The organism is Paenibacillus sp. FSL R7-269 (genome assembly GCF_000517865.1).
Classification (GTDB): domain Bacteria; phylum Bacillota; class Bacilli; order Paenibacillales; family Paenibacillaceae; genus Paenibacillus_AQ.
Map to the genome: position 1 here is coordinate 82,709 of NZ_ASPS01000097.1, position 24,972 is coordinate 107,680.

22 protein-coding genes and 1 pseudogene are annotated in these 24,972 nt (G+C 50.4%); 16 read left to right on the forward strand and 7 right to left on the reverse strand.

Translation table 11 applies throughout. The features are described from left to right. Positions 1–139: 139 nt before the first annotated feature. Positions 140–508, reverse strand: a complete 369-nt coding sequence (locus tag C162_RS29600) for a hypothetical protein (RefSeq protein WP_036700855.1) — start codon at positions 506–508, stop codon at positions 140–142. Positions 509–670: 162 nt separating this feature from the next. On the opposite strand from C162_RS29600, the gene C162_RS29605 reads away from it, so the two are divergent. The 5 genes from C162_RS29605 to C162_RS29630 all read left to right on the forward strand — a co-directional run bounded on the left by C162_RS29605 (position 671) and on the right by C162_RS29630 (position 6,421). After that, positions 671–1,429 (forward strand): CPBP family intramembrane glutamic endopeptidase, encoded by a 759-nt coding sequence (locus tag C162_RS29605; RefSeq protein WP_036700857.1) that lies wholly within the window; start codon positions 671–673, stop codon positions 1,427–1,429. 957 nt (positions 1,430–2,386) lie between these two features. Continuing rightward, positions 2,387–3,886 carry a spore germination protein gene (locus C162_RS29615; protein ID WP_036700860.1) on the forward strand — a complete coding sequence of 500 codons (1,500 nt, stop codon included), beginning with the start codon at positions 2,387–2,389 and terminating at the stop codon, positions 3,884–3,886. Between the two features lie 2 nt (positions 3,887–3,888). Next, on the forward strand, positions 3,889–5,091 hold the full coding sequence (locus tag C162_RS29620; RefSeq protein WP_036700862.1) for a Ger(x)C family spore germination protein: 1,203 nt from the start codon (positions 3,889–3,891) through the stop codon (positions 5,089–5,091). Then, positions 5,088–5,312, forward strand: coding sequence for a hypothetical protein (locus tag C162_RS29625; protein ID WP_036700864.1), 225 nt, complete (start codon positions 5,088–5,090; stop codon positions 5,310–5,312). The genes C162_RS29620 and C162_RS29625 overlap by 4 nt, the downstream gene beginning before the upstream one ends. A 35-nt stretch (positions 5,313–5,347) precedes the next feature. After that, positions 5,348–6,421: a GerAB/ArcD/ProY family transporter gene (locus tag C162_RS29630; protein WP_036700867.1), complete on the forward strand. Its 1,074-nt coding sequence runs from the start codon at positions 5,348–5,350 to the stop codon at positions 6,419–6,421. Here C162_RS29630 and C162_RS29635 read toward each other — a convergent pair. Next, entirely contained in the window at positions 6,414–7,361 is a 948-nt protein-coding gene (locus tag C162_RS29635) for a serine hydrolase domain-containing protein (protein ID WP_036700869.1), read from the reverse strand. The genes C162_RS29630 and C162_RS29635 overlap by 8 nt on opposite strands. Positions 7,362–7,536: 175 nt before the next feature. Beyond that, the gene (locus C162_RS29640) at positions 7,537–8,100 is read right to left on the reverse strand and encodes a hypothetical protein (protein WP_235218570.1); all 564 of its coding nucleotides are present in this window, start codon (positions 8,098–8,100) and stop codon (positions 7,537–7,539) included. A 317-nt stretch (positions 8,101–8,417) separates the two neighbouring features. Here C162_RS29640 and C162_RS29645 point away from each other — a divergent pair, with 317 nt between their 5' ends. The 3 genes from C162_RS29645 to C162_RS29655 all read left to right on the forward strand — a co-directional run bounded on the left by C162_RS29645 (position 8,418) and on the right by C162_RS29655 (position 10,609). Continuing rightward, positions 8,418–8,960 carry a GNAT family N-acetyltransferase gene (locus C162_RS29645; RefSeq protein WP_036700872.1) on the forward strand — a complete coding sequence of 181 codons (543 nt, stop codon included), beginning with the start codon at positions 8,418–8,420 and terminating at the stop codon, positions 8,958–8,960. Between the two features lie 107 nt (positions 8,961–9,067). Next, positions 9,068–9,622 carry a lipoprotein gene (locus tag C162_RS29650; protein ID WP_036700873.1) on the forward strand — a complete coding sequence of 185 codons (555 nt, stop codon included), beginning with the start codon at positions 9,068–9,070 and terminating at the stop codon, positions 9,620–9,622. A gap of 300 nt (positions 9,623–9,922) precedes the next feature. After that, a complete protein-coding gene (locus tag C162_RS29655) occupies positions 9,923–10,609 on the forward strand; it encodes a hypothetical protein (RefSeq protein ID WP_235218571.1) in 687 nt (228 codons plus the stop codon). A 33-nt stretch (positions 10,610–10,642) separates the two neighbouring features. Here the strand turns inward: C162_RS29655 and C162_RS29660 are convergent, their stop codons facing one another. The 4 genes from C162_RS29660 to C162_RS37725 all read right to left on the reverse strand — a co-directional run bounded on the left by C162_RS29660 (position 10,643) and on the right by C162_RS37725 (position 16,132). After that, positions 10,643–12,484: an ABC transporter ATP-binding protein gene (locus C162_RS29660; protein WP_051494031.1), complete on the reverse strand. Its 1,842-nt coding sequence runs from the start codon at positions 12,482–12,484 to the stop codon at positions 10,643–10,645. Next, complete coding sequence (locus C162_RS34770; RefSeq protein WP_051494032.1) at positions 12,474–14,321, reverse strand: ABC transporter ATP-binding protein; 1,848 nt, start codon at positions 14,319–14,321, stop codon at positions 12,474–12,476. Before C162_RS34770 ends, C162_RS29660 begins: the two co-directional genes overlap by 11 nt. A 29-nt stretch (positions 14,322–14,350) precedes the next feature. Then, the gene (locus tag C162_RS29670) at positions 14,351–15,457 is read right to left on the reverse strand and encodes an ArsR family transcriptional regulator (protein ID WP_036700875.1); all 1,107 of its coding nucleotides are present in this window, start codon (positions 15,455–15,457) and stop codon (positions 14,351–14,353) included. A 366-nt stretch (positions 15,458–15,823) separates the two neighbouring features. After that, the gene (locus C162_RS37725; protein WP_051494033.1) at positions 15,824–16,132 is read right to left on the reverse strand and encodes a DUF6199 family natural product biosynthesis protein; all 309 of its coding nucleotides are present in this window, start codon (positions 16,130–16,132) and stop codon (positions 15,824–15,826) included. 102 nt (positions 16,133–16,234) lie between these two features. On the opposite strand from C162_RS37725, the gene C162_RS29680 reads away from it, so the two are divergent. The 8 genes and pseudogenes from C162_RS29680 to C162_RS29710 all read left to right on the forward strand — a co-directional run bounded on the left by C162_RS29680 (position 16,235) and on the right by C162_RS29710 (position 24,961). Continuing rightward, positions 16,235–16,924 (forward strand): response regulator transcription factor, encoded by a 690-nt coding sequence (locus C162_RS29680; protein ID WP_036701009.1) that lies wholly within the window; start codon positions 16,235–16,237, stop codon positions 16,922–16,924. Further along, positions 16,921–17,925, forward strand: a complete 1,005-nt coding sequence (locus tag C162_RS29685; RefSeq protein ID WP_036700876.1) for a sensor histidine kinase — start codon at positions 16,921–16,923, stop codon at positions 17,923–17,925. Before C162_RS29680 ends, C162_RS29685 begins: the two co-directional genes overlap by 4 nt. 98 nt (positions 17,926–18,023) lie before the next feature. After that, positions 18,024–18,779, forward strand: coding sequence for an ABC transporter ATP-binding protein (locus tag C162_RS29690; protein ID WP_036700878.1), 756 nt, complete (start codon positions 18,024–18,026; stop codon positions 18,777–18,779). Beyond that, positions 18,776–20,719: an ABC transporter permease gene (locus C162_RS29695; protein WP_036700880.1), complete on the forward strand. Its 1,944-nt coding sequence runs from the start codon at positions 18,776–18,778 to the stop codon at positions 20,717–20,719. The genes C162_RS29690 and C162_RS29695 overlap by 4 nt, the downstream gene beginning before the upstream one ends. Before the next feature lie 131 nt (positions 20,720–20,850). After that, positions 20,851–21,009 (forward strand): annotated as a pseudogene (locus C162_RS35695) (PD-(D/E)XK nuclease family transposase); the annotation flags it as partial. A 41-nt stretch (positions 21,010–21,050) separates the two neighbouring features. Continuing rightward, positions 21,051–21,776 carry an MOSC domain-containing protein gene (locus C162_RS29700; RefSeq protein WP_036700882.1) on the forward strand — a complete coding sequence of 242 codons (726 nt, stop codon included), beginning with the start codon at positions 21,051–21,053 and terminating at the stop codon, positions 21,774–21,776. Positions 21,777–22,053: 277 nt separating this feature from the next. Continuing rightward, positions 22,054–23,001 carry an ArsR/SmtB family transcription factor gene (locus tag C162_RS29705; protein WP_327196399.1) on the forward strand — a complete coding sequence of 316 codons (948 nt, stop codon included), beginning with the start codon at positions 22,054–22,056 and terminating at the stop codon, positions 22,999–23,001. Between the two features lie 202 nt (positions 23,002–23,203). Then, complete coding sequence (locus C162_RS29710) at positions 23,204–24,961, forward strand: glycoside hydrolase family 2 protein (RefSeq protein WP_036700884.1); 1,758 nt, start codon at positions 23,204–23,206, stop codon at positions 24,959–24,961. Positions 24,962–24,972: the final 11 nt, after the last annotated feature.

The window sequence follows — 24,972 nt, forward strand, 5'->3', positions numbered from 1 at the left end:
TTCCGGTTTTTTTGAAAATATAAGAATTTATATGTTTCACACGATAACTTATCCTTCTATTTCTCGCTGAAACGGTGCTGTCTTATTAAAGGACGGCAAAGCCGTTTCCACTTGTGTTACAGTCTAAGGTTATAGAGGTCTACTTCCGGTTACTCATAGGCCCCGGGCTCTTGAACTGCAGCTCGATGGCCTGCTGGTTCAAATGAAGCTCAGCCATATACGCCTTGATCTTAACCTGCAGCTTATGCAGCATTTCAGTATGCATATCATCAATACGGTCCTCTATACAGAACGCTGAACAAGCCAGAAAGCCGTCTGTATAGGTTTTGGTGTCATCCACTACCGTATTCAGTTTTTCTTTGTAGATCCGTTTTACCGGTCCGTTCTCCGGCTTGATCTCATAATAGCGGTTCGTTTCCACCAGCAGCCGCCAATGGCTTACCTCAAGGCCATATTCATCCTTTTCCAGCTGCACGGTCACTTTGAAGATTTTGATAGGATTGTTCATGTTGTTGTTCCATTCTTATTGTGGGATTGAGAGATTATAGCATGTACAGACCGCGATGCCCACTGGAAGATTATAATAGTATAATTCCGCAAAATGGCTTACAATTAATCCATTATTGTCCTGAAGCGGCAATACGTTAGTCTACTATAAAGGAGATCAGAAATGAAGAACACTGCTGCACAAGGACGTCCTATCGTTTACTCGCTGGTATGGGGAGTAGTCCTGACCCTGGCTGTATCCGTTGCCTCCGCTGTATCCATGGTTATGGAGTTCGGCGACATGGGGATAAGGAATGCCCAAGCCTGCGCCTTTCTGGTTATGGGTATTATTGTAACCCTCTATATGAAAAGAAAGGATTCCACGCTCGTCAGCTTCGGCTTCCGCAAGCTGGAGGCCAAGCCGTCCAGAGCGGTACTGTTCTACATCCCGCTGCTCATAATTGCGGTGGCCCAGCCGCTGATGAATGGAATCAATGTCGAGCTTGGAGCGCCTGAAGTGATCAGCATTGTTATTATGACGCTGCTGGTGGGCTACACTGAGGAATCTATTTTTAGAGGAGTGATCTGGAATTATCTTAGATCTAAAGGCCCGCTGTTCTATATTGTGTTCTCATCCATCTTCTTCGGAGTTCTACATATGGCTAATGCCTTTGGCGGAAATGATCTTATACATACGCTTCTTCAGGTTATCAATGCGCTGCTGCTGGGTTGTGTGCTCGCCTTGCTAATGGAGACAGGCCGGAATATTGTTCCGCTGATCGCGTTCCACTTTATCTACGATGCGCTGGCTATGGTCAGCAATGAGAATCTGGAGCATGAGGTACTAATCGTCTCTATTCTTAATATTCTGTATCTCCTCTATGGAATTTATCTGCTCATGGTATTAAGCCGCAAGTCCAGAAATCATAGTCTCACTCTGTAGATGCACCGGCCTGTCTGGAGAGAAAATCATCAGTCTGGCCGGTATTGTTCTGACAAAATGATAGCGCATACATGATAATGAGCAGCTAACGGGAGTAAATAATCCGTAAACGAAGCAATTTATAGAGATAGGCACTTTATTTACAATTCTCCTGAAATATCGCAGATTCTGCGGGGATATGCAGGTTTTTGAAAGTTTAAATTTAAGCATTCCTGAGGTATAATGTAGACATCACCACAGGAACCACAGCAACAAGAGCCCCAAGCATTACAAGTGGTACCGCAGGTGATGGTCTCATTCCTAAATTTAGCAATGAATGAAGGAAAGGAGAGAGCCCCGATGTACTAGCGTTAGCGAAGCATGCCGGAATCGGCTGCTGATGAAGAAGGTGGATGATAACATCTTCTGGCAGATCGTGGGTATGCGGGAACCCAAGAAGCAAATCTTTATTGGAAGAAGAACGAAGCTAATTATTCAAGCAAGAGAAGGTTCTTGCGGAAGAAAGAGCGTGATTCCAATGAAAAAGGTTAGCGAAGCGTACAACTGCGATTCATCACAGTAGGGAAAACGTCCGTGAAAACGTTTTTCGTGAAATCGTGTACGCGGGAATCCACCCCATATGCAGGACATGGAGCAATACTCCGAAATGGAGCGAACGGGCAACACGGAAGCATGAAGGAAACATGATATTGAGAACAATCACCATGTCAGGGATATGGCTTTTGTTACTTGGAGGAAATGATTGAATTGAATAGCGTAATCAACACATGAATCCCCGGGCCTTAAGCAATAGGCAGCGGGGATTTGTGCGTATGTACATAAAAAGCCCCTTCTCTCCTACCCGGAGGGAAGGGGCTTTTTTGATGGGAAAGCCGCTGCTGCTTGGTTTTGAAATAAACCAACTTAGGCAACACTGGATTACATAACTACGCCGATACACAGCAGGGAGAGGCACACATGAAATTTCATGAACAACATCCCAGTCACTTGCACAATGAGCATCCTCAGCAGCTGAGCCGGGAAGCTCACATCAATACGGAGCTGATCTGCCGCAGACTGGGGAACAGCTCAGATATAAGCGTCCGTTCGCTTCGTCTGGATTGGACCCATGCACAGCAGGAATGCGTCATTCAATTAATCTTCCTGGACGGAATGGTGAATAACCAGATCCTGGAGGAGTCATTTATTCCGGCGATTCAATCGGCACCGCCCGCCCCGGACGGGCACAGACTGCTGGACTATTTCAGCAACCACATCCTGAGTGCGGGACAGGTTAGAACGGCTGGGGACCTGAGCGGAGCGGTCAAGGATATTTTATCCGGCTGTGTCCTCGTGTTGATTGATGGCTGCGAAGAGGCCCTTGCGCTTGCCATCCAGGGCTATGAGAAGAAGAGTATCGATGAAACCAAGACGGAAACGGTGATTCGTGGGCCGCAGGAAGGCTTCACCGATGATCTGCGCACTAATATTACGATGATCCGCAGGAAGATGAAGGATGAGCGGCTGAGAATTGTAACCCGTTCGGTGGGGCAGGTCACGCAGACAGATATTTCAATCCTCTATATCGAGGGGCTGGCCGATCATCAGGTGCTGAACCGGATATCGGAGATGTTCGATCAGATTGGACTGAAGACTGTACTGGATGGTGAATTCATTGAAGAGTATCTACAGAGCAACAAATACACGGTGTTTCCGACAGTGCTCAATACGGAAAGGCCCGATAGCATTACGGCAGGTCTGGCGGAAGGCAGGGTAGCCATTATAGTAGATGGGACCCCCTTTGTCATGATTGTTCCCTCCCTGTTCCTGGATTTCATCCAGTCGGCGGAGGATAGTTATCAGCCTTATCTGTTCTCCAGTCTGATTCGGATCTTGCGGCTTACCGCTGTCATCATCAGTATCTTTGCTCCCGGACTCTATATCGCCATTACAACCTTCCATCAGGATCTGCTGCCTACCCGGCTGCTGCTGAGCATTATGTTTCAGCGCGAGGGCGTGCCGTTCCCGGCTTTTGTTGAAGCCACGCTCATGGAGATCACCTTCGAAATCATACGTGAAGCCGGAATCCGTATGCCCCGTAACATCGGTCAGGCGGTATCCATTGTGGGTACTCTGATTGTAGGGCAGGCGGCGGTAGACGCCGGAATTGTCTCGGCAGGGATGGTTATCGTGGTGGCGATCACCGGAATTTCAAGCTTCGTCATTCCGGCCTATAATATGTCGATCCCCATCCGGCTCATCCGGTTTCTATTCATGGGGGCGGCGGCTTCCTTCGGAATATACGGGATCACTGTGGGGTTCGTTATTCTGACAGTGCATATCTGCAGCCTGGAGTCTGCGGGTGTCCCTTACATGCGGCCTTATGCGCCTTATTTGAAGAGTGAGCAGGGAGATGGTGTCTTCCGCAGTCCTTACTGGTCCGGTTCGCGGAATAAACGCACCAGGAACGGGGCTTAGCCATGAGAAGGATGGTAATCATGATCTGTGTGCTGGTCCTGATGAGTACGCCGTTAACGGGCTGCTGGAGCCGCAAAGAGCTTAGTGATTTGGCGGTCGCCATCGGTCTTGGCATTGATCGTACGGACAAGGGCTACCGGGTAACCGTGCAGATTGTCGCGCCCAGTCTGGCGGCTGCCAGCAGCGGTGGTTCGGGAGGACCTCCGGCCCTTGTGGTTGCTACGGAGTCAGCAACGATTATGGAAGCTCTGCGTAAATTGACCACTATGCTGCCGCGTAAGATATATCTATCCCATCTGAGCATGCTGCTGCTGGACGAGGCCATGGCCAGGGAGGGCATCCGCAAGCCGCTGGATTTTCTGTTCAGGGATCACGAAGTCCGGCCGGATTTCGATGTGGCCATCGTCCGGGAAGGGACGGCTTACGATGCCTTATCCATCATGACCCCGCTGGAGCGGTTGCCGGCCAGAGACCTCTATGATTCGCTGAACGGGTCGCAGAAGAACTGGGCTCCGACCTCGGCGGTACGCCTGCTTGATCTGATGAAATGGTTTGATCTGGACGGCCAGGAAGCCGTATTGACCGGTCTTCATCTGGTGGGTGATCTCGAGAAGGGAAAGACGAAAGAAAATGTAGATTCCATTAACAGCCCGCTCAAATTTGAGTATCGGGGCATCGGAGTGATGAAGGATGATGTTCTGCTCGGCTGGCTGAATGAATCGGACAGCAAGGCTTATAACTATGTGACCGGCAAGGTCAAATCGACAGTAGGCAAGGTGGATTGTCCGGACCTGGACGGAGATTTTGTAATGGAGGTACTGGATGCCAAGACCTCGATTAAGCCTGAAGTGCGAAACGGCGAGCCTTCGGCCACTGTCAAGGTGAGAATTGAGGCTAATGTGGGTGAGGTGGAATGTAACCTTGATTTGAACAGCCGGGAGACGCTGGGGAAGATGAAGGAGATGGCCATAGTACGGACGGAGGCGCTAATTGCTACTGGAATAAGGGATGTGCAGAACCAATTTGGCGTAGATATCTTTGGCTTTGGCAACAAATTTCATCAGAAGCATCCCCGGTACTGGAGTAAATGGAAGGATCAATGGAATGAGAAATTCAGCAGAATGGATGTGAAGGTGGTTGTGGAATACATCATTAAGGGTCGAGGAAGAATTGTAAATCCGCCATTTAAGGAACCGGATGCATGAATGCTTGTCTAATCTCAATCAATGTGCTGCTATGGATGTGGCAATTCAGCCGGTACCGCAAGAAACGGGGCAGACTCCGGGAGAGAACACTTGTGTACGCTCTGTACGCGCTAGCACTGGGCTTAAATATTGTGTCGGCCAAAGACGAGTTCACTCCGGATCTGCTGCGGCCGTTCATTAACCTGCTACAATTCTTGAAGCCATGGGACATTCTAGGCTAAATGGAAGTGGATTCAACAAAGGAGGGGATGTACAGATGAGCTCCCGGCAGTTAATGATGCTGCTGACGCTGCATTATTGGGGAAGTGCCTTGCTGGGGCTGCCTTCCATGATCATCGGATTGTCCGGTAAAGATTCCTTGGCGCCGATTCTGCTGGGCATGCTGATTCAGCTGCTGATCATCCGGTTATTCGTGGCGCTGTATTCCGAGATGAACGGCGATACCCTGGGGCAATTTCTAAGCCGTGTTCTGGGGAAGGCGGGCGGTAAAATCATGCTGGCCCTGTATATATTCTGTGTGCCTTTTCTCATCTTCATCTTGACACTCCGCAGCCTTGGCGACTTTACCAGCAACGACCTGTTTGTAGAGACTCCGCCATCAGCGATCTATGTCCTGATCCTGTTCTCCTTGGTCTATTGCCTGTATAAAGGTATTATTGCGGTCGGCCGGTCTGCTGAGATTACTTTTCCGGTTGCCATGGCCCTCCTATTGCTGTTCTTACTGTCCCTGCTGCACGGTGCGGAATGGACGAACTTCCTGCCCGTCTTTGAGAAGGGGGTGCAGCCGGTATTTCAGGGCACGGTTATGTTCCTGAGTTATCCGAGCAGCGAGGTGGCCTTAAGCCTGTTCCTGGTTTCCTTCATCAAGGACAAAGCTTCTTATCGAAAAGCGCTCGTCCACAGCACCTGGATTACCAGTATCGCCCTGCTCCTGCTGACGGTGCTGATTATTGCGGTGCTGGGCGAAAGCCTGCCGCCGAACATGCCTTATGTCAGCCAGTTTGCGGCCAAGACAGTAACGATAGGCGGATTCTACGAGCGGATTGAGACCATAGTCACGGTCATCTGGTTCATCGTTATTTTTTACCGGCTGATTCTTACCCTCTTCATCGCTGCCTATGGCTGTGCTGAGTTATTCGGAATTAAGCAATACAAGGGACTGCTGATTCCGCTGGCCTTGGTCACCATTCCCTTGGCGATGAATATCTGGGATAATCCCTCGGTAATTGCTGAGTTAAATGATGTCTGGTATCTCAATGTATTCTTCTTCAACCTGCTGTGTCCGCTATTATGGTATGCTGCCAGCAAGCTCAGGAGCAGGCTTAAGTAGACCCCAATAAAGGCACGATATAGTCACGGAACACATCCGCTGGAGGATTATTCTTCCCGCGCTTGTTATCCTGGGTCAGCACAGCGATAAGCTGAAGCTCCGGCACTACATATATGAATTGTCCGGCGTACCCGCGGGCGTAATAGTAGTCTACCAGACTGAATTCTCCGGCTGCTGTGCTGCGGGACAGGGCATCTGTCCACCAGTGCCAGCCGTATCCCCCGTGACGGGGAGGTTCCGTGTGCATGACTGGCTGTACCGAACGTACGGCCCAACTGCCGGAGATGATCTGCGAATTCTTCCATACTCCCTGCTGCAAATAGAGCTGTCCAAAATTTAGCAGGTCTGCCGGACGCAGCTTCAGCCCGAAGCCGCCGGTATGGATGCCCTGGGGGTCCGATTCCCAGTCATAGTCCCGGATACCGAGCGGTCCGAAGAGAACCTGTTCGGCATAGCTGGCTGTGCTCTGTCCTGTGGCTTGTACCAGAATCGAAGACAGTAACTGCGAGATTCCAGAATTGTATTCCATCCGGGTGCCCGGCTCATCCGCAAGCGGCTGCTCCAGCACATAATTCACCCAATGCGGGGTACGGGTCATCTTCGGGAAGGAGTTGGCCCCGCCGAACTCCGTCCAGCGAAAGCCTGCGGACATGGTCAGCAGCTGCTCGAGCGTAATGTCCTGCTTCCGTGCGTCCTTATCGCGAAGAACCTGCGGGAAAAAGCCGCTTAGCGGGGCCGAAGGGCCGGGCAGCAGCCCCTGGTCTATGGCGATGCAGATCAGCGCGGAGAGGATGCTCTTGGTGCAGGAGTTGATCTTGGCCAGCTCGGAGGCTGTGCGCTGATCTCTATAATGCTCGAAGATCAGCCTGCCTTGCTGCTGAATCAGACAGCTGCGAAGATTCAGGGGTGCAAGTGAGGCGGATAGGGTGGACAGGTTCATTGGGGTTATCCTTTCTGCATATACATATATAGGCACGACCACCGAGAGAATGGTGGCCGTGCGCCGAAAGATTATGTGGGACATGTTGGAGCTTTAAGTGTAATTGGTACAACTCAGACGTCCGGTTTACCACGAATGGAGTTACAAAGTGCAGTTAGGCCGCCCCCAACTCCCTCTACTGTTCTAAACCGAAATGTGTCTCAATTCTGGCAAGCATCTCTTCGGTAGTGGTCTGGGCATTTCGTATATAATACTGGACATGCTGCTGTCGTGCTTGCTGTAAAGATTTGCGGCTATTCGCAATAATTCCATCCATAGTCTCGCGCTTAGCGCGTTCCGGGTCTGAGAGGGCCGGGAAGAGATCCAGCATTCCCCGCACATGATCACGGTTGAAATAATCCCTGTGGATGAGTTCATCCTCTGCATATAAGTATACGATCCGGTTATCATCGGCAATCCCCCGAAGAAACTCTGGAGCAATATCTGTATCAATGATTATAGGCTTGCTGTTGCCCATCTGTAGCAGCTCCAGCAGGATGAACTCTACACTTTCTTCCGCTGCCGAGACCAGCCATTGATTCCTGTCATTGCCTTGCCCGAGGAAATACCATTCCCAATTGACGAAATACCTTAGAATGGCCGGATGGTCCTGCGGATTAGCGAGTTGCTTATATTCAAACGCATGATCATCAGATGAATAGTAGTTCATTCCCCGCTTAGTGGAGATTAGCCCGGCCATAGTACTTTTCCCCCCGCAAGGTCCGCCGCAAATCCAGTATACGTGCTTCAAATATTGTTTTATTAACCGGTCAGACATTCTCATTGTTCATTCCCCCTGTAGATGATTAGTTAACAGTAAGGGATCCTCTGATTCTGCTTGCATGAAATGTCCAGGTTGCTGGCATCTGCGTACACCACCTTTGATGAATTCCCCTGTATTATCTCAATCTGACGCCGGGAAGTCCAATTTGTTTATACACATTTATTACCAGCCGCGGCTTGCCATAGTCAGTTATTATAAGAAGTACGTCAGGCATACAGGAGCGGAGGAGATTTATGGTTCAGGATCATGAATTGCGGATACGTCCAATAGCTGAAGGGGATCTGCCCAGGCTGTGGGAGCTCGCTTATAAAGAGGAAGCGCCGGAATGGAAGAAATGGGATGCGCCTTATTATGAACATAAGCGGGTTACATGGGAGACGTATTACGGGAAGCGAGCCGAAATTATTGGATGTGGGAACAATTGGGTTATAGAAGTAGAGGGTGTTATTATAGGCGACGTCAGCTACTACTGGGAGCATGAGCCGTCATACTGGCTGGAGATGGGGATTGACATCTATGATCCTGCTTTTTGGAGCAGCGGTTACGGGACTAGAGCGCTCAAGCTGTGGATCAGCCATTTATTCACTACCCTTCCGCTCGTCCGTGTCGGCTATACCACCTGGTCCGGGAATGAGCGCATGATGAAAGCAGGAATGAAGCTGGGTATGACAATGGAGGCCAGGCTGAGAAAATGCCGATATTATAACGGAATATTCTATGATTCTATCCGGATGGGGCTGCTTAGAGAGGAGTGGGAGGATACTTTGAAAGAGTAAATATGAATGTTTGTGAAAAAAGACACAATTTCGTGAAAATTATCACGTTGTATTCATAAAATTTTAATATATAATAAGATTAACTTAAAGAAACAGGGGGAATTAAAATGAAATTATTTAAAGTATTAGTAGTAGCAGGCGTATCGGTAGCTTTGTTGTCGGGTTGTGGATCGGATAAAAACAATGCAGACAAAGGGGCAGCAGCAACAACTGCACCAGCAACAGAGCAGACAGATGCAGTTACCTCCGCTTCAATCGTGAACCAGGCAGATGCTTTCATTAGTGCAGTAAGCGACAAGGGAACCTGGATCGTTGCTATTCTGAATGATCTGACTGTGGACAAGGATGTAGTGGTAGCAGGCGAATTCCACGACAAGAACGATACAGCAAAGCCAATCTACCGTAAGCTGGCCCTGTACGCACAGGATGCAGACCACAAAGTTACAGCTACTTACACTCTTACAGCACCGAAAGTAACTGTACAGAGCGAGAACTTCCGCGTTCAAGGCGGTACGATCAAAGGTGATGTCTACGTAGAAGCTAACGGCTTCAACGTGTACAAGGATGCTACTATCGACGGCAACCTGTATTTCTCCAGCGAAGAAGTAAAGGCAACGGCTGTACTTGAAGGTAAAGTAACCGGAGCTACTGAAGTTAAATAATATCATTCATAGCATAAATGTGAATGACATAAGCCAGCAGATGAAGGCCCACTTGGAGCCTGGTCTGCTGGCTTTTTGCAAATATAAGAATGTATATGTTTCAAGCTATACATTATCCTTCTATTTCTCGCCGAAACGGTACCGTCCTTTAAAGGGACGGCAAAGCCGTTTCCACTTGATGAATAAATATATGTTTACAGCTTGCTGCAGGGGTAATTTTGTAATCTGACCGGAAATATTCTATAGTTAGATGGAAGCCTTTGTAAGCGTAAACACTTGGGATTGGGGATGTATAAAGAGATGAAAACTACCCGTAGATGGGGGATAGCAGCCGGAGTAATTCTTGCTTCGGTAGCGGTACTCTATATCTTATTATATATGTATGAAAAACCAGGCGGCTGGTCTGACCGGCGGATGTCGCAATCCTTAGGGCTGAAGCAGACCCTCCAGATTCCGCTTGGCGGCAGTCCGGAGGAAGCGGTGCGGTTGTTCCGTGAGTCGGATTCCATGACGGTGGTACATGAGGAGACTGTCGGCAGGGGAGAGCTTGTGTTCCTTACCCGGTCAGGCCAGCAAGAAGGCGGCGATCTTCAGGTAGAGTATGTCCGCAAAACCTGGCTTGGATGGAAATGGGTCTGGGGAGCAGGGTATGGACAGGGCGAAGCTCCTTCGCCAGCGGCTATGAATTATATGAGGGTGCCTGAAATAGAGCAGGTCTCCACGCCGTTTCCTATGGTATTCGGAGAGGTGCTGGACCCAGCCATTAAGCAGATCGTTGTTCAGCAGAAGGAAGCCGGGACGGACAAATCCGAAGCGAAGCTGATTACAGCGGCTTCCGGCCGGATGATCTGGTTCGCTTTTCAACCGGCGACGGCGGGCGTTCCGTTCGAGATCGAAGGACTGGATCAGGCCGGGAAAATAATCGCAACCAAGGTTATTACAGATGTCCGGGGGAGCGGGACAATTGTGCCCCCGGTAAATAGATAAATTTCCGAAGGAGGAATGTCGATAGACTCCAAGTCATCCTGCAGTAAGCGATTCCGTTAGTAGTGCCGAACCCATGGTTCCAGCCTCTAAAGAGCTGAATTGTAGATGGTAGAGTTCAGCATAGAGTCCGTTTCGCTCCAGAAGTTCATCATGAGTCCCTTCCTCGGCGATTGTCCCCTGGTCAAGAACTATAATCCGTGAGGCATCCCGTACCGTTGACAGTCTGTGGGCTATCACGAGGGTGGTTCTGTCTGTCATTAGCCGTTCGAGTGATTGCTGCACCAGCCGTTCGGACTCATTATCAAGTGCTGATGTAGCTTCATCCAGCAGCAGGAGCGGTGCATTACGCAGGAATGCTCTGGCGATAGCCAGGCGTTGCCTTTGACCACCGGATAAGGAGGAGCCATGTTCACCAATCATTGTGTCATAGCCTTCCGGCAGGCGCATGATAAATTCATCTGCACCTGCCAACCGGGCGGCTTCTCGTATCTCCCCGTCACTTGCCTCAGCTGCGCTGAATGCAATATTCTCCCGGATACTGCCGGAGAATAAGCAGGGGTTCTGCGGCACATAGGAGATCATCCGTCGGGCCTCTTCCAGCTGACCGTTTATGTCATTACCGCACACGCTAATACTGCCGGCTTGCGGTTCGTACAGTCCGCAGCATAATCGCACCAGCGTTGTTTTACCCGAGCCGCTGGGTCCGACAACAGCGACGGTCTCGCCATGCTGTAGCTGGAGATTAATCTCAGATAAGCCGGTCTTCTCCTTGGACTGAGGCCCAGCGAAGCTATAGCACAGCCCTTGTATATTTAATACATTGTCCTCGGCACCGGCAACTGCTTCAGGGGAAGAGAAGCATTCACTATATGTAGAGACTTCTCCTTCCAAAGCAGCATCAAGAACTTCAAATACACGATCAGCTGCTCCGAGTGATTCCTGTACCCCGCCCCAGGTCTGCGACATTTCGACGAACGGCCATTGAACTCGTCCCATCAGGAGGATGAAGGCAAGCACTTCACCTGCCGTGGTCTCTCCCCGCATCGCTGATCTTGCAATAAGTACAGCACAGCCGATCATTACAGCGTTGTTGATGAAAGCGGAAGAATGCCAGAGCAGGGCATTCAGCAAGGTTCTTTGCTTTTGAAGCTGGTTCAGCTTTCTGCGTTCAGTGGCATACCTGCTCAGCAGCATATTCTCCAGTGAAAATGAACGGACGACCTTCATCCCTTGGGTAGTCTCCTGAAGAATTCCCCGTAACAGAGCTTCCTGGGCATAGATCTGCGTGAACAGCTTGCGTAGTCTGCGGTCAAAGAAACGTCCTGACAGAAAGACCACGGGTCCCGTGCCAAGGGCAAGCAGTGCGAGCCATACATCCATACTGGCTAAATACAGAAATGCTACCAAGCAGAGCAATAGATTATAACCCAGATCGTAAACCAGACTACTGATCATTCCCATGGCTGTTCCCGCATCCTTAGTATTACGCGAGGTCAGATCGCCGGAGTGCATAGCTTGCAGCTGGCTATAGGGCAGCCGGTGACTGGTGTCAAAGAGCTTTGCCCGGAAATCCCAGGACATACGGCTGTGAACGGTGAAGCGGAGGTAATGCTGCAGCATAAGACAGATGATAGTCACTAGACAAGCCAGAGAACAAATGACGGTTATCCTTGTCAAGGACTGCATATCGGTATTGTTAATAGTATCAATGAAAACCTGCTGAATCGTTGCAAACCCTACATCCAGAGCAAGCTTGGCTGTGAGCAATACTACAGCTGTCAGAAATCCGAGCCGGTATGGCTTGATATAAGGGAGTAGCCGCTTGAGCGCTTCCCGAAGCCGGATTTGCCCAGTTGAAGATAAATTAGCATTCATTTTGTAATCCTCCTCCGGCAATTGCCTCTGTCTGGACACCTGCCTGGGCCATAGCGTGGTACTTGCCCTGCATGGCCATCAGTTCTCCATGTGTCCCTTGTTCAGCAATCGCTCCTGCTTCCATGAAGTAAATATGATCCGCATGCCTGATGGTTGACAGCCGGTGAGCAATCACCACCGTGGTCCGGTTCATCATCAGCACCTGCAAAGCCTGCTGAACAACCTCCTCATTATGGCTGTCAAGGGCAGCAGTAGGCTCATCAAGCAGCAACAGCCCCGGTTCGCGGACGAAGGCCCGGGCAATGGATAGCCGCTGACGTTCACCTCCTGATAAAGTAAGCCCCCTTTCACCGATAATCGTCTCATATTGCAGGGGAGTTCCCATAATGAACTCGTGAATACCCGCATTATTGGCAGCGGATATAACTTCTTCACGGGATGCCCCGGGTCGTCCCCAGGCAATATTCTCGTATAGCGTACCGGAGAATAGATAAGGCTCCTGGGATACGTAGGCGATATGTCTGCGCCAGCTATGCGGTGGAATCGTATGTAAAGGCATGCCGCCATGATGAATGCTCCCTCCATCAGGCACATAAGCTGCAAGCATTAGCTGAAGAATGGTGCTTTTGCCGCTGCCGCTCGCACCTGCAAAGGCAGTTACCTTTCCGGGCTCAATCCGCAGATGGATGCCGGCTAATACGTTGTGTTGTCCGTACCCGAAGGTGATATTACGGAATATAAGGGGCAGCTGACCGGCTACAGGCTGATTATCTTCAGTCCATGCTTCAGAGTGCTGTTCTGCAGCGTCTGTATTAGCCGGGCTCTCGCCTTCCAAGGGCAGATCCATAATCTCAAATAAACGTTTACCTTGTGCCAGTGAAGCTTGTAATTCAGTCCATAGATTGGCAAGCTTGGATATCGGGTTAGAAATTTGCTCAAAACAGATAAGAAAAGCGGCAACGGCCCCTACATCAAGCCGGCCTCCGACTACCAGATAGCCACCATAAGATAGAACATAGAGCAATCCGCCGAGGGTAACAGCCAGAGGCATATTGTATCCTACGGCTTCAACCCGTGATACTGACAAATGAACAGTGTTAAACTGACGGACTCTATGGTTGAACTGCCCTAGCAGGCGGGAAGCAAGGGAGAAAGCACGCACGACCTCTGCGCCCTGTATCGAATCTTGAACGAATGCCTGTTGTTCACTCTCAATACTCTGGCGCTGCTCATTCATCCTGCGAAGCCTGGAGGTAAAGGGGAGCATGACCAGCGGGACTAGCGAACAGATAAGTATAGTACCTAGGGTTAGAACAAACTGCAGAGACAGAAGATAAGTCAGCAGAAATGCGATTTGCAATAGATTGCTGATCAGCTCGATGGTCTTCCTGTTAATTCCTTGCTGGGCGGCTGGCGCAGAATCGTTCATCCGGCTGATCAGATCGGCGGAATGATAACGGTCTAGCTCTTTCATCTGAATGTTCATTAATCTTGTCAGCAGGGAGACCTGAAGCCTGGAGGTGGATTTGATCTCCAGCAGTCCTGAGAGATAGGTATTCAGAAAGTGGACTCCAGCATCGATAACTATAATGACAACGGCAAAAGTCATCGCGGCTGCAAGACCGGAAGTGTCATGGTGTGTAGCCGCATTAATAATACGCCGTAGAATTTCAGCAATACCTACGCTTGTAAGTGAGGTGATGGCTGCAAAAAAACAAAGGATGATATACCAGCCAGTATAAGGTTTGCCTAGCTTCAGCAAACGGATAAAGATATTCTGGGCAGCGGCGGGCTGTTTATCTAGTGGTACTGCTCCGGTATTAGTGGTCCGATTCAAGGGGAACCCCTCCAGTTAATAATTGAGTCTTAGTCCAGCATGACTTTTGTTGTTAAGGCAAGCAGATTGCGCAAAGTATCGGTTCTGAGCACATAATACAGGCGGTGATCCACCCGTTCGATGTCTAGAAGATCCAGGAAAAACAGGAAGTTGGCATGATAATTCACAGCAGCAGGTGTGATACCGAGCGCAGTCGCAATTTCCTTACCATAGTGCGGCCGCTGTTTGAGTAGAAGCAGGAGATCCAGGCGCCGTTTATCCGAGAAGGCTTTGAGGAACAGCTCTGTCTTCTCCCGGTCGGCAACGGGTCCGTATACGCGGTCATTGTGTACGCCGAAGATGACCCAGCCTATCAGCCCGGTTTCCGTATGGAAATTGTAGAAGCTGTTGTTCACCTGTGAAACAAAGCTGACATGGAAGGTAGCAGGGAAGTCAAAGAGTGCAGGCTCATTCTTATGAAGTTCACGAATAAAAACCTCCGGATTACTACGGAACTGGGCCTCATAACGAAGTGAGGCCTGTTCAGAGATTGCTTGAATCCGGTCCTTCCAGTGAATGAAAACATCCTGATGGAATTGACGCAGAAGCTGTATGTAACGCAGCTTGGTTTCTTGCGGACGAGCAAGACATTCAAGCAGCGGACCATGGGCTTCTATCACTTCAGGCTGAGGTTGCGTGTCGGAAGCAAGTTCCAAGAGCTTATTGAGATCCCTTTTGATCACCTCCCAATCGTTGCCCTTCAACAATGCCTCCATATTATCGTGGTAGACACCATAGACCATCTCTGAAACGATGTGCTCAGCAGGGCTGTCCGCTAGTCTGTTGATCCATTCTTCGGCAGTCTGCGCTTCTGGATAGGAACAGGCGGATTCAAATAACGGGAAATCCAGTGCATTGTGAAAAAAGTTGTGACGGAAAAAAAACATCAGCTCACGAGTGAAATGAGGTGACAATAACTTTCGGGCATCTTCAAAATAGGTCCCCAGCAGCTCATCAATTTCGATTTTATATTCCGCTGCCAGATCTGCCAGCTGATCCTCACAGGCCAACATTCCCATGGAAACAATAAACTCAATAGCCTCGTTATACGCAAAACGGATATTTTTCATCAGTGTCTCTTGCAAAGAATAGTTCATTTGTTCCTCCTGTTTAAACTCTTTGTTATAAAAATTGAATATTAATTATTAATGATCAACATTTAATATTTACTTAATGTTAAAATAAGCTAAAAACAGGAGTTTGTAAAGTAGGAATTATGTTCGGATGAGAATTGTATGGATGGTGAGCCTTTCAGTTTACGGGTGGAACGCCAAATAACTGCCTCACCGGAAGCCCTAAACAGGACTTTGATGAGCCAGTTCGACCGCTGAATTGCGGCTTTTGGAAGAATTTTAATGGAGGAGACCGGAAATAGTTATGCTAGAGTTACCAGAATATACACCCGGCGTGACAAGGACTATAGTACATTATTGCAGCTTGAACTACTTGAAATGGTCATCCCATTAGAGCAAAAGCAAGATCCCCATGATGATAAAAAATGATCCAATCCACAAGAGTACGGCTCCGGTGAAGCGTCTGGAGCTAAGATAGGCCTCGCTCGGTTCGGCATCCCCCTTCATCTTCCAGCCTTCATTCATCCGCCAGAAGGCGTCGGGATTTCTACGAACAAATAAACCTCCTGCATTCAGTAACAATCCCATCAGTATGGTGAAAACTCCGTTAAATATTTCGATGATAATCAGCTCCTTAGTTAGTGTTATTTCCTCTGGAGATCGATAGTCCTTTAATAAACTACGTACATATTGAGTCATCCGTTGCGGAGAATGCGGCCTTTTCTATGAACAGATCGTGATTTGAGGTAGAATGAAGGGAATATGCGGATTAACGAAATACCTGCTGAGGGAGAGTCCTTTGTGTTCAAAATTATGCTGATTGAAGACGATATTACGCTGTTCGGGGAGATCCGGGAGCGTCTGGCCCAATGGTCGTATGAGGTGTACGGGGTTACGGACTTCGGTAAGGTCCTGCAGGAGTTCTCTGAGGTGAAGCCCGACCTGGTGGTGATTGATATCCAGCTGCCGCGCTTCGATGGCTTCCACTGGTGCCGGATTCTGCGCAGCCACTCCAAGGTGCCGATTATTTTCCTCTCTTCCCGGGACCATCCGAGCGATATGGTGATGTCCATGCAGCTGGGTGCCGATGATTTCATTCAGAAGCCCTTCCATTTCGAAGTGCTGATTGCTAAGATTCAGGCCATTCTGCGCCGGGTCTATAATTACAGCATGGAAGGCACAGAGCTGAAGACCTGGCGCGGAGCAGCGATTGAATTCGTCAAGAATACAGTCACGGGGAGCGGAGGAGCGGCGCTGCTCACGAAGAATGAGATGCTGATTCTCAAAATCCTGCTGGAGCGCAAAAACACCATTGTAGAGCGTGAGGAGATCATCACCAGCCTGTGGGACAATGAGCATTTTGTCAGCGATAATACGCTGACTGTGAATGTGAACCGGCTGCGCAAAAAGCTGGAGCCGCTCGGCCTGGATGCCTATATTGAGACCAAGGTCGGTCAAGGGTATATGGCGACAGAAGAGGCGGAACAATGATAAGGAAATATCTGAGCGAGAAGCGGAGCTGGCTGCTCCTGCTGGCCGCCTTCCAGCTGATTATTATGTTCGTAGCCTACATTGACTCTGCCATCCCGCTGCTGCCGATCCTGTACATTGTACTCCTGAATACGCTGCTCTGTCTGGCCTTCGTTTTCCTGCGCTATTCCCGTGAGACCCGGTTCTATAAGAGCCTTGCCTCTTGGGATCAGATCTATGAGCTGCAGGCGGTCCTCGAGCCGGGTAGTCCGATGGAGCGGCTGGTCCATGAGGCGGTAAGCGCCCAGACGGACCGCTACAAGCGTGAATCCTCCATGAATGTCCAGCTGCTGGAATCGGAGAAGGACGAGCTGCTCGGCTGGATACATGAGGTCAAGACTCCGCTGACTGCTATGCAGCTCATGATAGAACGCCTGCCGGATGAGACTCTGCGGAGACAGATGATGTACGAATGGCTGCGCATCCACCATCTGCTTGACCAGCAGCTGCATCAGAAGCGCATTCCCTTCATCCGTAATGATCTGTTCATTGAGAAGGTCGGTCTTGCTCCTATTCTTAATAAAGAGATCCGGGCACTGAAATCCTGGTGCATCTCCAAACGCATCGGGTTCGACATGGAGCTTGAAGCTGAAACGGTACTGACAGACGGCAAATGGCTGGCCTTCATGCTTCGGCAGCTCTTGACCAATGCTGTGAAATACAGCGAAGCCTCCGATATCGTCATCCGGAGCCGTGAAGAGGGCGGCCATGTTGTGCTTATGATTGAAGACAGCGGCCAGGGGATTGATCCCAGGGATCTGCCGCGGATCTACGATAAGGGCTTCACCTCATCGCGCTTCCGCCAGGAGGGGGCAGCTACCGGCATGGGGCTGTACCTGACCCGGCAGGTTGCGGAGCCGCTGCTGATCAGACTTCACGCTGCTTCCGTGCTTGGGCAGGGGAGTGTATTTACGCTGACCTTTCCAAGGGAAAATGACTTTCAGCGCCTGACAGGCATGTGACAATAGTGTCACATGCCTATTCCGTTTGTTCGGCGAAGCGCAGGAAAATGATCATCCACCCGCTTATGATAGAAATATAGAAAAGGAGTGGGGAACAGATGCTTATTATGCAGGCTAACAAAATCTATAAAACCTATGGCAACAAATTCAATAAACAGGAAGTTCTGAGGGGCATTGATCTTCAGGTGGACAAGGGTGAGTTCGTAGGAATCATGGGACCCTCGGGTTCAGGCAAAACGACGCTGCTGAACGTTCTCTCCTCGATTGACCGGGTAAGCAAAGGCACGATCGAAATCGAGGGCAAGGAATTCACGGGGATGAAGGAGAAGCAGCTCGCCGAGTTCCGCAAGCATCATCTCGGGTTTATTTTCCAGGATTATAATCTGCTCGACACCTTGACGGTCAAGGAGAATATCATGCTGCCGCTGTCGATTACAGGCATCTCCAAGAAGGAGGCGCATCAGAAATTCGACCAAGTGGCCGGTGAGCTGGGAATCCATGAGCTGAAGGACAAATATCCGGCGGAAATCTCCGGCGGGCAGAAGCAGCGTACGTCGGCGGCGCGGGCGTTCGTGCATGATCCGAGCATTATTTTTGCCGATGAGCCTACAGGAGCCCTGGATTCCAAATCTGCGTCCGATCTGCTGAACAAGCTGGCCGCCATGAACAGCAAGCGTGAAGCTACCATTGTCATGGTTACGCATGATGCCGTTGCCGCAAGCTACTGCAGCCGCGTGGTCTTCATCCGGGACGGGCAAATCTACACTCAGCTGAACAAGGGGGAGGAATCGCGGCAATCCTTTTTGGGTGATATTATCAGCACGCAGGGCGTACTTGGTGGTGTCGCGCAATGAGTCTGAATTATATTATCCTGCGGAACCTTAAAAAGAATGTTAAGAACTATTATCTCTACGTCTTCGCCCTTATTTTCAGTGTGGCCCTGTACTTCTCCTTCGTGACTCTTCAGTTCGATCCTTCTATGGATGAGGTCAAAGGCTCCGTCAAAGGCGGGGCTGCCATCGGCGCATCCTCCGTCCTGCTGGTTGCGATTGTAGCCATCTTCCTGCTCTATGCGAACACGATCTTCATCAAGCGCCGAAGTAAGGAGATCGGGCTGTTCCAGCTGATCGGACTGACCAAGAGCCGAATCTTCGTGCTGCTGAGTGCGGAGAATCTGATTCTGTATTTCGGGTCGATGTTCGCTGGAATCGGCGCAGGGTTCGTGATGTCAAGGCTGATCCTGATGATTCTGTTCAAAATCCTGGAGGTTGACCAGCTGGCAGCTCTTCACTTCTCACCCGAGGCCTTGCAGCGGACGGTGCTGGTGTTTGCCGCCGTGTACGTACTGATTATGATCATGAATTACACCTTCATCCGTGCCCAGAGCATTCTGTCGCTGTTCAAGGCAACGGCCACTTCCCAGACACGTATTCAGCGAATGTCGCTGTGGGAGGTTGTGATCGGCGTCCTTGGAATCGGCAGTATTTTCGGGGGATATTATATCTCCGGTGAGCTGTTCAGCGGCAAATTCACGGGCATGAACGGATTGATGTATGCGATGATTGCCATCCTCACACTGGTGATTATCGGAACCTATCTGTTCTACAAAGGCTCGGTCAGCTTCCTCTTCAATCTCATCCGCCGCAGCAAAAAAGGCTACCTGTCCATTCGGGAGGTATTATCGCTCTCTTCCATTATGTTCCGAATGAAATCGAACGCCCTGCTGCTGACGGTCATCACTACAGTATCTGCGCTGGCCATCGGCCTGCTCTCCCTAAGCTATATCTCTTATTATTCGGTGGGGGCCTCTGCCAGAGAGAGTTCACCGCATGATTACGGTTTTCTGCAGAAGGCGGATGAGACGGCATTCCGGAAGGTGCTGGATCAGGCTGGCATTGGGTATGCTACTCTGGAAATTCCAACGGTCCAGGTAGAAGTCGATCTTAAGAATGTTTTGGATACTAGAAATACCCCGGGTAATGAAACCATTCTCTCAGCAACTGTGATCAGTGACAGCAGTCTGAAGGACATGGATTTGCAGCCGGGCGAGGTAGAGATTAAAGGGTATACGACTACAAAGCAAACTATGCTGAGGCTCAAGAAGGAGGGGGAGCTCTATTTCTCCACCAAGGATGGTGTGATGAAGCAGCAGCTCGCGGGTTTATCAGAGGAGACTGTGCTGCCGTTCTATTTTGGCGGGGGAGTCTTGGGGGTGTTCGTGGTGGATGATTCTGTCTTCCAGGAATTACTCCAGCATAAAGACCCGGATGAGCAAAAAAGAGTGAAAGGCGGAGGAATCTACTACGGTATCAATCTTACGGGATCTTCGCAGGCCAAGCAGGCGTATGAGATGTATAAGCAGCAAAAGCCAGAGCTGCAAAGCTTCTCACAATATGAGTTTGAGTTCAACCAGCGGACCAATATGGGCCTCATTATGTTCATTGTCGGCTTCTTGGGCCTGACGTTCCTGATTACCTCCGGCTGTATTCTCTATTTCAAGCAGATGGATGAAGGCGAGGAGGAGCGGGAAGGATATACGATCCTGCGCAAGCTGGGCTTCACTCAAGGAGATCTTCTGCGCGGCATCCAGTTCAAGCAGCTGTTCAATTTCGGTATACCGCTGATTGTCGGCCTGTGCCACAGTTATTTTGCGGTAAAATCCGGCTGGTTCCTGTTTGGAACCGAGATGCTGACCCCGATGTTCGTAGTGATGGGACTATATACCGTGCTGTATTCGATCTTCGGCCTCCTGTCGGTCCTGTATTACAAGCGGGTGATCCGGGAGTCACTGTAATTATATGCAACGATGAGGATGGCCTTCGGGCTGTCCTTTTCTATTTTGCTGTCCGGCTCTTGCCTTACGCAAAACAGGCAGCGATAATGGTATAATAAGACTGAATTGGAGGCTGGACTGGCTGAAGCTTTCTACTGAATCCTTACACCGACAAGGACTCTCCTCGGGATAAGCAGTCTATTCTCGACATTCGGGCCAAGACGACTGAGGGCGAAATTATCAATGTAGAGATGCAGCTGTTCAACAAATACGACACCGAGAAAAGGACCCTTTACTATTGGAGCAAACAAAAGTAGCAGACTATCAGATTATAGACAGAAGAGGTGGGGGCGTGTCAGTTACAGTTGGGGAGATTAAATCGATTAACCGTTATCCGGTGAAATCCTTTGCGGGGGAGGCGCTGGAGTCCTGTAAGGTTGTAACTTACGGAGTGGAGGGGGACCGGTATTGTTCCTTTTATGATATGACCAAAAAAGACTGGTCGCAGTATATCACTGCCCGGAAGATTCCCAAAATGATGTCCTATAAGGCTGAATATACGGGGGAAGATATTCGCGTGACGGCTGCAGATGGCCGGGTATTCGGCTGGAATCAGGAGCTGCTGGATGAAATTCAAAGTCTGACTTCCACAGAAATTACCATGTCTGAGTTCATGGCACCACACCCGGAAGAGAAGCACCCGGAGCTGTTATCGGTAGATGGAGCGAGTATTCTGCTGGTGACGGATAAGAGCCTGAAGAAGCTGGAAGCCCTGTGGGGCAAGCCGGTCGATCAGCGCCGCTTCCGGGGCAACTTCCTCGTGGAAGTGACTGAGGACTCGCTCGGGGAGGAAGAGTGGCTCGGCCGCCGTCTGTCGATAGGCAGTACAGTGCTGCAAGTGGATAGCTATTGTGAGCGCTGCGTGATGATTACCACGAACCCGGATACCCTCGAACGGGACAGCTCCCTGCTTAAGCAAGTCTACAAAGAGCTGAAGCAGCAGTTCGGCGTCTATGCTTCCGTCATCACTCCGGGAGAGGTCCGGCTCGGTGATCAGATTGTGATGCTGGATAACTAAGCTGGACAGACGTCCTACGTTCCTGTCAAAGGTGAGCGGTCACCTACATAATGACTTTTGCGACTATAATGTTGTAAGTTTTACAACTTTGATATCTCAGCAGCGGCACCGTTGGGAGAATTGTTGCACAGATTGCAGGAATTGTCCGGAATAGCTGCCTTATGCGAAGGAATTGCTGCATTTTATGCAATATTCTCGGGTTAGCGGGTGTTCGATCCGGGGAATGTTGCAATTAGTGCAGGATTGCAGGATATGTAATTACGGACAGTTAAAGGGGGTGAGCGAGATACTGGAACTATCCATGGAACATGCGGATGAGCTGGTGAAGGTGACACATGCATTGTCTACGGAGCTTAGGTTAAGAATGCTTGCGCTGCTCAACACCCGGAGAATGAATGTGGCGGAGCTGGCGGAGGCGCTTGAGATCCCGGTATCGACAGCGGCCTCCAATGTGAAGGTGCTGGAGCAGGCCGGGCTAATCGTGACTGAGCTGCTGCCTGCTTCACGCGGTGCGATGAAGGTCTGCAGCCGGATCTATGATGATATCAAGATCATCATCAATGCCCCGCAGCGCCGCCTGCAAGCCGATCAAGGCGAATATTGCTATGAGATATCCATGCCGATCGGCAATTTCACAGCCTGTGAAGTGGCACCTACCTGCGGGATGGTCAGTGAGAACGGACCGATTATTACGGAGGATTCACCGGCGGGATTTTTTCATCCGGACAGAGTGCAAGCCCAATTACTCTGGCTGCGCAAAGGTTATCTCGAATACCGCTATCCGCTGGAGATTCCGCAAGGAGCGGTGCTTCACCGGATTCAGTTCTCCATGGAGATCTGCTCGGAGGCACCGAATTACGAGAATGAGTGGCCTTCGGATATCACACTGTGGATTAACCAGGTGGAGGTGGGGACCTGGACCTCGCCCGGTGACTTCGGCGGCAGACGCGGGAAGCTGAATCCCTCGTGGTGGATCGATACGGGTACCCAGTTCGGCGCACTCAAGACCTGGAGCGTAGACAACATCCGCAGCACGATCGACCATCAGGAGCTATCCGCTGTTAATCTGGAGCAACTGCAGCTCACAGGCCAGAACCACGTGGATCTGCGGCTGGGCGTGAAGGAGGATGCCAGGTACAAGGGCGGAATGAACTTGTTCGGCAAGAAGTTCGGCGACCATGAGCAGGACCTGGTGATGAAGATTTTTTATAGTGTGAAGGCCTAACGGGAACACGAATTGGGCTTATTGTGAAGAACCTGCTGCTTCCGGTGGGTTCTTTTTCGTTTTTGATTAGAAATTGGCGATGGCGCAGGCATTTTGTTCTGATAAGCATTGTGCATTGACATTTCGGCGGATTCTGCAATAATCGATACATAATTATTGTATTAAAACAAAATTATTGTTTATAAGGAGCGTGCGCATTTCCATGACAACCCGGCATTATATCAAGGATTATCCGCGGCCGCAGTTCGTACGTGACGCCTGGCAGAGTCTGAATGGGGAATGGGATTTCCGGTATGACGATGACAACACGGGGGAACAGGAGAGATGGCATGAGGAGCTGCACGGCGAGCTGAAGATTCAGGTTCCGTTCACGTACGAAACGGAGGCGAGCGGAATCGGCGAGACTGTGTTCCATCCGTATGTGTGGTATGAGCGGGAGGTACAACTACCTGACAGCTTGGGCAACAAGCGGGTGCTGCTGAATTTCCAGGCGGTGGATTATATCGCAAAGGTGTGGGTGAACGGCAGCTATGCCGGGGGCCACCAAGGCGGGTACGCGGCTTTTACACTGGATATTACCGATGATCTCAACACGGGAGCCGGAGCAGTGAACCGTCTGACGGTCAAGGCAGAGGATAGCCAGAGCTGTACACAACCACGGGGCAAGCAGCGCTGGGTGGATGAGAATTTCGAGTGCTTCTATGTGCAGACCACGGGAATCTGGCAAAGTGTGTGGCTGGAGTATGTATCCCCTTCGTATCTTAAGTCTGTCAAAATCACCCCGGATCTCGATAACCGCTCGGTACATTTTGAATACAATACCCATGGAGCGAGCCTTGATCTCCGGTTGGAGACGCGGATCAGCACCGGGGAGAAGACCTTCAAGCAGGTCTCGCTGCAGGCAGACCGGGCCTCACTACAGCTGGATGTCGAGCTGACGCATGAAGCGAACGGGCCATGGAAGCTCCAGTCCTGGTCGCCTGCCGCACCGGTGCTGTACGAGGTAGAGTTCGTTCTGTACCAGGCGGAGCAGGTAATAGACCGGATCTACTCTTACTTCGGACTCCGCAAAATCTCCATCGAACAGGGCAAGGTGCTGCTCAACAATACGCCAGTATATCAGAAGCTGATTCTGGACCAAGGCTATTGGCCGGACAGCCATCTGACCCCGCCTTCGGAGGAGGCGCTGATTGCTGACATTGACGCGATTCTCGCAATGGGCTACAACGGGGTCCGCAAGCATATGAAGATTGAGGATGCGCGCTTCCTGTACTGGTGTGATGTGAAGGGGCTGCTGGTCTGGTCGGAGATGGCGGCCACCTATGAGTTCAATGATGAAGCAGTGGAGCAGTTCACGAAGGAGTGGACAGAGATTGTCCGGCAGCAATATAATCATCCCTCGGTGATCACCTGGGTGCCTTTTAATGAATCCTGGGGCATTCCGCAGGTCTACACGAACAAGCGTCAGCAGCAATTCACTGAGGGCATCTATCATCTGACCAAAGCGATGGACCCGGATCGTCCAGTGATCGTCAATGACGGCTGGGAGCATACCATCAGCGATATTATTACCCTCCATGACTATGAGGAGAGCGGTGCTGCGCTGCTTGCGCGTTATGCAGATTCGGACAGTGTGCTTGGCGGCAGTTCCTCGTTCAATAACTGGAAATACGCAATGGCCCAGGGATACGAATACCGGGGTCAGCCTGTCATAGTCAGTGAATTCGGGGGCATTGCCTTCGACACCGGCGAAGGGTGGGGCTATGGGGAGCAGGTGAGCAGCACTGGGGCGTTTATTGAACGATTCCGCAGCATCACACAGGCGATCAAGGATACCCCGTACATCTGCGGGTACTGCTACACTCAGATTACGGATGTCCAGCAGGAAGTGAACGGACTATTGACGGCTGACCGGACACCGAAGATTTCGCTCGAAGAGATTCGTAAGATCAACCGCTAGCAAGGTCTATC

What these genes read in the sequence shown, in the direction of transcription:
- C162_RS29615 (WP_036700860.1), top strand. Translation starts at nt 2,387, where the DNA reads ATGAAATTTCATGAACAACATCCCAGTCACTTGCACAATGAGCATCCT.
- C162_RS29635 (WP_036700869.1), bottom strand. Translation starts at nt 7,361, where the DNA reads ATGAACCTGTCCACCCTATCCGCCTCACTTGCACCCCTGAATCTTCGC.
- C162_RS29670 (WP_036700875.1), bottom strand. Translation starts at nt 15,457, where the DNA reads ATGAACTATTCTTTGCAAGAGACACTGATGAAAAATATCCGTTTTGCG.
- C162_RS29625 (WP_036700864.1), top strand. Translation starts at nt 5,088, where the DNA reads ATGAATGCTTGTCTAATCTCAATCAATGTGCTGCTATGGATGTGGCAA.
- C162_RS29630 (WP_036700867.1), top strand. Translation starts at nt 5,348, where the DNA reads ATGAGCTCCCGGCAGTTAATGATGCTGCTGACGCTGCATTATTGGGGA.
- C162_RS29685 (WP_036700876.1), top strand. Translation starts at nt 16,921, where the DNA reads ATGATAAGGAAATATCTGAGCGAGAAGCGGAGCTGGCTGCTCCTGCTG.
- C162_RS29690 (WP_036700878.1), top strand. Translation starts at nt 18,024, where the DNA reads ATGCTTATTATGCAGGCTAACAAAATCTATAAAACCTATGGCAACAAA.
- C162_RS29695 (WP_036700880.1), top strand. Translation starts at nt 18,776, where the DNA reads ATGAGTCTGAATTATATTATCCTGCGGAACCTTAAAAAGAATGTTAAG.
- C162_RS29660 (WP_051494031.1), bottom strand. Translation starts at nt 12,484, where the DNA reads ATGAATGCTAATTTATCTTCAACTGGGCAAATCCGGCTTCGGGAAGCG.
- C162_RS29605 (WP_036700857.1), top strand. Translation starts at nt 671, where the DNA reads ATGAAGAACACTGCTGCACAAGGACGTCCTATCGTTTACTCGCTGGTA.
- C162_RS29645 (WP_036700872.1), top strand. Translation starts at nt 8,418, where the DNA reads ATGGTTCAGGATCATGAATTGCGGATACGTCCAATAGCTGAAGGGGAT.
- C162_RS29650 (WP_036700873.1), top strand. Translation starts at nt 9,068, where the DNA reads ATGAAATTATTTAAAGTATTAGTAGTAGCAGGCGTATCGGTAGCTTTG.
- C162_RS29600 (WP_036700855.1), bottom strand. Translation starts at nt 508, where the DNA reads ATGAACAATCCTATCAAAATCTTCAAAGTGACCGTGCAGCTGGAAAAG.
- C162_RS29640 (WP_235218570.1), bottom strand. Translation starts at nt 8,100, where the DNA reads ATGGCCGGGCTAATCTCCACTAAGCGGGGAATGAACTACTATTCATCT.
- C162_RS29710 (WP_036700884.1), top strand. Translation starts at nt 23,204, where the DNA reads ATGACAACCCGGCATTATATCAAGGATTATCCGCGGCCGCAGTTCGTA.
- C162_RS29655 (WP_235218571.1), top strand. Translation starts at nt 9,923, where the DNA reads ATGAAAACTACCCGTAGATGGGGGATAGCAGCCGGAGTAATTCTTGCT.
- C162_RS29620 (WP_036700862.1), top strand. Translation starts at nt 3,889, where the DNA reads ATGAGAAGGATGGTAATCATGATCTGTGTGCTGGTCCTGATGAGTACG.
- C162_RS37725 (WP_051494033.1), bottom strand. Translation starts at nt 16,132, where the DNA reads ATGACTCAATATGTACGTAGTTTATTAAAGGACTATCGATCTCCAGAG.